Below are 8,184 nucleotides of genomic sequence, written 5' to 3'. Positions count from 1 at the left end.
CTAATTTTATTATCTCTTTCTTATATTCTACAGAAAACTCTCTTCTCTTACTCATTTGATAAACACATCCTTCTTTATTGTTATTATAACGTCTTTTCTATGTGTCTATCAAATAGGGTATACTCCATTTCTTGGTTATAAATATGATAAACACAGAATAATGGATAGCATACCTATTCCTGTCTGCAAGTTCGGAAGAGCACGCTTTAATAAAACATTTAGGCATAAAGTTGCTTATGGAAAATGTGTTTCGAAAAAGGAAATATATTATGGGTTTAAGCTTCATGCATTAATAGCATTAGATGGCTATTTGGATGACTTTACATTAACCATAGGTAATATCGATGATAGAATTGCGGTATGGGAGTTAACTGAAAACTTGCAGTTTTCGACGGTTATAGGTGATAAAGGCTATGTTGGCGATAAACTAACATTAGATTTAAAATCTGAAAACTCTATAAGTCTTATTTCTCTAAAAAGGAATAAGACTTATAGAGTTTAATCCCAAAAGAATTTAGACAAATGATATTTAAAGGTAGAAGAAGAGTTGAAACCTCATTTTCTCAACTGTCGGAACAATTAAATATACAAAGGGTTTTAGCTAAATCCATGTAGGGACCTACCAGTCGAATAAGTAATAAAATACTAGCTCACAACATTTGCTACTTTATCAATAAAACCTTAAATACTAAACCAGAGATATCAAGAATTAAGGATTTAGTCTTTGGATAAACTTTCCTGAAATCTTGCTTCAGAACTCTAGGGATAGTGTAGTCATATCCAACGGAACAATAATACTATTAATGAAAAATTATCTATTAGCACAACGAGTTAAATTAAAAAAATAGTAATAGTTATAAAGGCATAAAAGATGAATTATTATACTTGAATGGAATATTGAATAAAAAAATAACTTAAAAATGAAAAAAATACATTTAATGTATTATATTTTATATTTTAAGCAAAATGTATTTTAAATTATAAAAAAAGTATTATAATTATTTTAAAGATTGGAGGGAGGAAAATAAAGGACTTTATAAAAAATTTTGGAAAAACGTTACAGATATTGTGGGCATGTTCAAAGTTTTACATATTATTAATATTCTTTATAAATATACTCATAGGTTTAGCCGGTCCTTGCAAATTAATAATATGGAAGAATTTAATTGACAGCATAGCTTTAATAATTGATGGAAAACAAGAAAAATTTAATGTAATTGTTATATTTCTGATTATTCATTTGGTTATTTTTAACTTAGAAAATATATTTACCTATATGACTAGTTATTATAAAAAAATGCTATCTGAGTATTTAAATAAATATATTTCAAAGGTAACTTTAGAAAAAATAGCAGAATTAGATCTTATTCAATTTGATGATGCAAAGATTTATGATGATATACAAAAGGTAAATGATGAATCAGTAAGTAGATCAATGGAATTTATGAACATGTTAATACAGTTAATAAAAAGTGTTGTAAGTTTGCTAGGAACAGCAACAATATTTTTAACATATAATCCCTTGATAATAATTTTATGTGTATGTACAACGATACCTATGTTTTGTATAAGTGTTAAAGTATCAACTAAGGAATTTTCGTTATTTAATGAAAGACTTGAAAAAAGAAGATTTGTTATGCATTTAAGATCAATATTTATCACAAATGAAAACATTAAAGAAATGAAAATCTTTGGTGTAGGAAAATATTTCAAAAAATTAATATTAGATATTTATCAACAATATATAGATGAAGATAAGGTTATAAGAAAAAGATTTTTAAGAAATTATACATTAGCCTTTAGTTTAGAAAATATATTATCATACGGAATAAAGTTATATTCTATAGTATCATCTATTAAAAACAAATTTTCAATAGGAAGCATAACGATGTTTATTTCAGGAATTGAAAGCATTCAATCATCTATTGCAATAGTATTAAATGTTATCAGTGAGTTATATGAAAATAAGCTATATATGCAAAGTTTATTTTCTATATTAGAGTTGAAACCTAAATATAATAAAGAACATACAAAAAAAATGCCATTTAATAAAAACTTTAAAACAATAGAATTTAAAAATGTGTGGTTTAAGTATCCTAATAGAGAAGATTATGCCTTAAAGAACATTAATTTAAAAATAGAAGCTAAAAAAACATATTCTTTAGTAGGGATGAATGGCTCAGGTAAAACTACATTAATTAAACTGTTAAGTATGCTGTATTTACCTAATAAAGGGAATATATATATAGATGGAATAGACATAAATGAATACGATAGATTATCTATATATGAAAATATAGCTGTAGTATTCCAAGATTTTGTACGTTATCCCTTAGAAGTATATAAAAACATAGGAATAGGGAGTATAGAAAATATTGAAAATATGGACAAGATTAAGGAAGCAGCAGCTAAATCTGGAGCAGTAGCATTTATTGAAAAGCTTCCGAAAGAGTATAAAACACAGCTTCAAAAGGAATGGACAAGCGGTGTTGATTTATCACTTGGTCAATGGCAGAAGCTAGCAATATCAAGAGCTTTTATGGCAGATAGATCTATGTTAATACTTGATGAACCAACTGCTTCTTTAGATGCAGCTACAGAATATGAGATTTTTAAGAGTTTTAATAAAATGGTTGAAGGAAAAACTTGTATTCTTATTTCACATAGATTTTCAACTGTTAAGATAGCTAATGAAATTTTTGTTATTAAAGATGGTGAAATAATAGAAAAAGGATCTCATAAAGAATTAATTAAGAATGACGGATTGTATGCAGAACTATATGGAATGCAGAGTGAATGTTATGTTTAATGTAGAGGAGGAATAAAATTGAACTGTTTAGATAATAAAGTGGAAAATATATTTAAATTAAAAGAATCAAAAGAAATTTTCAGATTAGGCAAGCTATTTAATACAGAAAAAAATCATTATTTTTATGATATTGGTACTGGAAAAGTACTGCAGTTAGATGAAGATGTTTTTAAAATTTTAGACTTTATATTTTATGGAGATAATAAGATAGCCTGGCGAGAATTTGAGGAATCCTTAGATGAAAAAGCTTTGGAAGCAATGGATGAATTAAATAAAATCATAGAAGAGGAAGATATTTTTAATGCACCTGTTATTGACAGATTATATACTAGTAATCATTATGAAAATTTAGAGAATAGTGTTAATAATAATTTGATGCAAGTTATTATTGAAGTAACCGGAAAGTGCAATTTGAGATGTGGATACTGTATTTATAATGAAGATTACAGTGGAAATAGAAATTTTAATAATAGTGATATGAATATAGAAATAGCTAAGGCTGCTATTGATTATACTAAGGAGCATGCTGGAGAAGAAATAGCTGTAACTTTTTATGGTGGAGAGCCTTTAGTAAAATTTGATTTATTAAAATGGTGTATTGAATATGCAAAAGAAACAATAAAAGATAAAAAGCTTACTTTTGCTTTCACTACAAATCTAACCTTGGTTACAGAGGAAATAGCAAATTATTTTGCTTCAGTGGACAACGTAAATATTCTTTGCAGTTTAGATGGTCCGGAAGATGTTCAAAACAGTTATAGAAAATATATTGATGGTAGGGGTAGTTTTAAAGATGCAATAAGAGGTCTTAAATATTTAGTTAATGCTTTTAAAAATAATCCGACTAATAGTCTTTCAATAAATGGAGTTTTTGCACCACCATATACATTTGAAAAAGTAGAAAGAATAAATGAATTTTTTCAAAATTTAGAATGGTTACCTAAAGAAGTAGAGGTTAATATAAATTATGTTTCTCCAGGGACTGTTGATGATAAAGAACACATAAAAGAGTTAATTAAAGATCCTAGATACAATATTAATGGTGAATTAATAAATGTACTTGAAGCCTGGGGAGAGAAAAAGCTGGCAAAATCTAAAAGCGTAATAACTGAATCTAGAAATGTGTTGAATGAAGTTATAAAGCGGAGATTATTAGCTGTTCATAATAGACGAATAACAAGAAAAGCTCAACCAGTACATAGGTTTAATTCTTGTTGTGTGCCTGGAAGTAGAAGATTATATATAGATACAAAAGGAGATTTTTATGTTTGTGAGAGAGTTGGAAGTTCTCCAAGCATTGGAAATGTTTTTGAGGGAATTGATTTTAATAAAATAAAAAAATATTATATAAAAGATTATTCAGATGGTTCTATAGATATGTGTTCCCAATGTTGGACAGCAGACTTATGCAATGAATGTTATATGGGTAATTATACAAAAGAAGGATTTAATAGGGAACAGAAAATTGGAAATTGTAGTAATACTCAAAATATGATAGAAGAATGTCTTGTTTTATATCATAGTATACTTGAAAATACTCCTGAAAAATTAGATGATTTAAATAAAATGAGAACTATGTAAAAATTAAATCCGAAGATTAATTGTATATTTTATATGAAAAGATACAGAAGAATAATTAAATTAATCAATACATGAAAGGGGGTGAGATAAATGATTAAAGTAGTAAATCCTTTTAATAAGAATATGAAGGAAGTGTATACTTCGGCTAATAGCTGCGACTGTGCTTGCAGTGTTGGAGAACATGCAACAAATTATTCAGGAACAAGATCTAGTGGTAAGACAGGTACTGTATGTAGCTGTGGATATGGAACAACTAATATGCATTACAATTATGCATTATAAAACCGATAATAGAAAATTTATTGACTACTGACAAAAATGGCTACCTAATTATAATTAGGTAGCTATTTTAGAAGGAGGATTACTTTGCGAAAACAGAAAAAACTAATTGGAAAGTTAGAAAGTGGAATGAAATATTATATTTATAATAACAATATAAAGGAAAAAATAAGATTTATTTTGTTGAGAAAAACAGGTTCATTAAATGATGAAAAAAATAAAAATGGACTCGCTCATTTGAGCGAACATATGTGTCTATCACAGAAGATTTTAAATGAGAGTGTATTAGATGACAATTTTTTTAATTTTATAAATATTAAGAAATATAATTTTTCAGGATATACTGACTTTGATAGAACAGTTCTTAGAATATATAGAAGAAATGAAGTAAATAATCTTAAAGATGATTTTTATATTATTCAGAATATTATTAATGGAGATGTTTTTAGAAAAGAAGTATTAAGTAAAGTAAAAAATGATGTAATATATGAATGTGAATATTATAAAAATAAAAATAAAATTCAAGAAAAAATAATAGAATTTATAACAAATGGAAGTGTTAAAGAGTTACCTATGGGAACACCTAAGTTAATAGAAAAGATAACTATGAAAGAATTATTAGAATTCCATAATAAGAATTATACTTTAGATAAAGAAGCAATTATAATAATTGGAGATGTGGATGTAATCGAAGTTGAAAAAATGATAATTGAGATATTTAATAATGAAAAATCAGTTACAAGAGTAAGTAAGGTACGGAAAAAGAGTATTCTTCCTTATTTAAAAAACGAGGTTCTTATACTTGAAGATATAGAAAAAAATTATAATGTAGTCAAACTATATTATAGATTTATGTTTGACAATAGTAATCTGAAAAAGAGATTAATAAGATATTTTTTTGATAGGATGTTAGAAAATTATATCCAAAATGAGTTTCAATTTAATAATATAAATATTATCGATATAGGATGTACAGATAAAAGGAATATAGATCAAAATGACTATTTCATAGTAGTATATAAAGTTGATAAATTAGAAGAAACAGAAAATTTATATATGAGAATAATAGATAAACTAATCAAAGATGGATTTAAACAAGAGGAATTTAAAGCACAATTAGACATTTTACAGGATATATTAACTGAAATTATTAATGAAGAAAATGCCCTCCCTGCAGAAGAAATATGTGAAGAATACATAAAAAATTTTTTTGATAATCAAGCTATTTTACTAGTTAATGAAGATTATAATGAAATTATAAAGATTATAAATCAAATAGATATTAATGATATAAATCATCTATTAAAACAGATATTGAATGGTTATTGCAAAATAGTAAAAGTAAGGGGCACAAGATAGAAATATAATTTGAAAACATGTTAGGAACAATTTAAAGGCTTATATAAATTGTTCCTAATTTTTTTATGGGGAATATTACTGAATTTCACTTAGGGGTCTCGTCAACATTTCCGACATATCTATACTAAACTTGGGACAGTAGATAGTTTTTATACAATATAAGCATAGATGTCTATCACATTAGTGATAGACATCTATGCTTATCTTTTTTATGATAGGTTTGATTGGTCAACGGAGATAGATTTGGGATAAAAAACGCCCGTTACACAAAGTGTTGACCAGCACACCTTATTCAATATTCGATTAAGCAAGTTGGGAGAAACACCCGTGTAAATAACAAATACGAATGAATAAGATTGTGCTGGAACCAATTATAAAGAGACATGGAGATGATTAATTAATGATAGGAATTGGAATTAATGTTTCCAAGAGCAAAAGTACAGTAGCAGCTATGGAGGATACTGGAGAAATTATTATGAAACCGCAAGAATTCAAACATATCCAAAATGAAATTAACAAATTAATTGATTGGATTAAAAATCAAGAAGATACAGTCTTTGTAGCTATGGAATCTACAGGGCACTATCATTATCCAGTATTGAAAAAGTTGTGCGAAGAAGGTATATATGTCAGTGTAGTTAATGCTTATTTAATGAAAAAATATGGTAATACAGAGCTTAGAAAAGTTAAAACTGATAAAAAAGATGCTATTAGAATCGCAAAATATGCGATTGAGAAAAGGTTTAACCTTAAAAGATATGAAGGTGGAGATAAAAAATATAATGATTTAAAGTTTTTATCAAGACAATATAATCAAACTGTTTCAATATGAGTAAAAGCAAAGATTCAATTTAATAATCTTCTTGATGAGATTATGCCTGGAATTAATACGATTTTAAGTAGAACTACCGGGAATTCAAGTAAAATATTATATGATTTTGTTGAAAAGTTTGAGCACTTTGAAAATATTAAGTGTAGAAGTGAAGAAAGATTTATAAAAGAATATTCAGCTTGGTCTAAAAAGCAAGGATATCGTAATGGGGCAATCAAAGCACTAAAAATATATGAATTGGCCCAAAACAGTATCACAACTAGATCAGTTAATAGCTCAACACAGATTGCCCTTAAACATTGTATTAAAAATTGAGGAATCTAGCAATTCTATTTTAATACAGATGCAAACAATTGCGTACACATTACCAGAATATAAAATTGTTAGGTCATTAAAAGGTGTTGGGGATAAGCTTGCACCAAGACTAATTGCTGAGATTGGAGATGTTAGAAAGCTTACAAGTGCTAAGGCTTTGAATGCCTATGCCGGAAACTATACCCCTCCATATAAATCTGGTCAAATTGAAGGAAATAGAAGACATATATCAAAACGTGGTTCTGCTAGTCTAAGAAAAGTCGGATACGAAGTAATGATGGCTTTGAAAATTACAAAGCCAACAGAAGATAAAATGCTGTTTATGAATTTATGATAAAGAAAGAATCCGAAGGAAAAGCAAAAAATGTGGCTAAAATGGCAGCTCTAAATAAGTTCTTAAGAATTTATTATACCCGCATTATGAATTTATACAAGAATCTATAATAGCTAGTCCATATAATAAAGCTACTTTGCAGTAGCTTTATTAAGGTTACACTTTTTTAGGAATATAAATTTAAAATAATAGTTGACAATCTATTAGCAAGTTTGTGTAAAAACAAAACTATCTACTGTTTTTTTACATAATCATTTGGTAGTTTTGGAATAATATACTTTAAAATATTTAAGGAGTAATAATTATGACAGAAGCAATTGATGATGATTTTGATTACAAATCGGAAGTGAAAAAATGTAAGACCATAGATGATGTAATGGGTAAGGATGGATTAATTCAAAGATGTTCTAGAAAATATTCTAGAAGGTGAAATGGAAGAGCACCTTGGTCGAAATAAATATGAAAGATCAGAAAACAAAGAACCGGCTAAGAAAAATTACCGCAATGGATATAGCGCTAAAAACCTCAGAAGCTCCTTCGGTGATGTAGATTTAGACGTACCAAGAGATAGGAATGCAGAATTTGAACCACAGATAATAAAGAAATATGAAACAGTATGTACTGAATTGGACAAAAAAATAATATCACTTTATGCAAAAGGAATGACAACTAGTG

General features: G+C 27.1%; 7 protein-coding genes and 2 pseudogenes. All 9 read left to right on the top strand.

The window, feature by feature from the left end; translation table 11 throughout:
* Positions 1–118 precede the first annotated feature (118 nt).
* Positions 119–732, top strand: a pseudogene (locus tag CLPUN_RS28475) (IS982 family transposase); the annotation flags it as partial.
* Positions 733–1,297: 565 nt separating this feature from the next.
* Positions 1,298–2,809, top strand: a complete 1,512-nt coding sequence (locus CLPUN_RS03185) for an ABC transporter ATP-binding protein (RefSeq protein WP_207652737.1) — start codon at positions 1,298–1,300, stop codon at positions 2,807–2,809.
* Between the two features lie 18 nt (positions 2,810–2,827).
* Positions 2,828–4,390, top strand: coding sequence for a radical SAM protein (locus CLPUN_RS03180; RefSeq protein ID WP_077845943.1), 1,563 nt, complete (start codon positions 2,828–2,830; stop codon positions 4,388–4,390).
* 90 nt (positions 4,391–4,480) lie between these two features.
* Positions 4,481–4,672 carry a hypothetical protein gene (locus CLPUN_RS03175; protein ID WP_077845942.1) on the top strand — a complete coding sequence of 64 codons (192 nt, stop codon included), beginning with the start codon at positions 4,481–4,483 and terminating at the stop codon, positions 4,670–4,672.
* 84 nt (positions 4,673–4,756) lie between these two features.
* Positions 4,757–6,028 carry an insulinase family protein gene (locus tag CLPUN_RS03170; RefSeq protein ID WP_077845941.1) on the top strand — a complete coding sequence of 424 codons (1,272 nt, stop codon included), beginning with the start codon at positions 4,757–4,759 and terminating at the stop codon, positions 6,026–6,028.
* 400 nt (positions 6,029–6,428) lie between these two features.
* Entirely contained in the window at positions 6,429–6,860 is a 432-nt protein-coding gene (locus CLPUN_RS28470) for an IS110 family transposase (protein WP_242954029.1), read from the top strand.
* Between the two features lie 42 nt (positions 6,861–6,902).
* Positions 6,903–7,175, top strand: coding sequence for a hypothetical protein (locus tag CLPUN_RS28465; protein WP_242954028.1), 273 nt, complete (start codon positions 6,903–6,905; stop codon positions 7,173–7,175).
* Between the two features lie 28 nt (positions 7,176–7,203).
* Positions 7,204–7,509, top strand: a complete 306-nt coding sequence (locus tag CLPUN_RS28460) for an IS110 family transposase (protein ID WP_242954027.1) — start codon at positions 7,204–7,206, stop codon at positions 7,507–7,509.
* Between the two features lie 304 nt (positions 7,510–7,813).
* Positions 7,814–8,184, top strand: a pseudogene (locus CLPUN_RS03160) (transposase); the annotation flags it as partial.

Origin of the sequence: Clostridium puniceum (assembly GCF_002006345.1) — a bacterium.
In the GTDB taxonomy this organism is placed as follows: Bacteria; Bacillota; Clostridia; order Clostridiales; family Clostridiaceae; genus Clostridium; species Clostridium puniceum.
The sequence above is the reverse complement of the archived record's forward strand: the minus strand, read 5'-3'. Positions and strand labels throughout refer to the sequence as shown.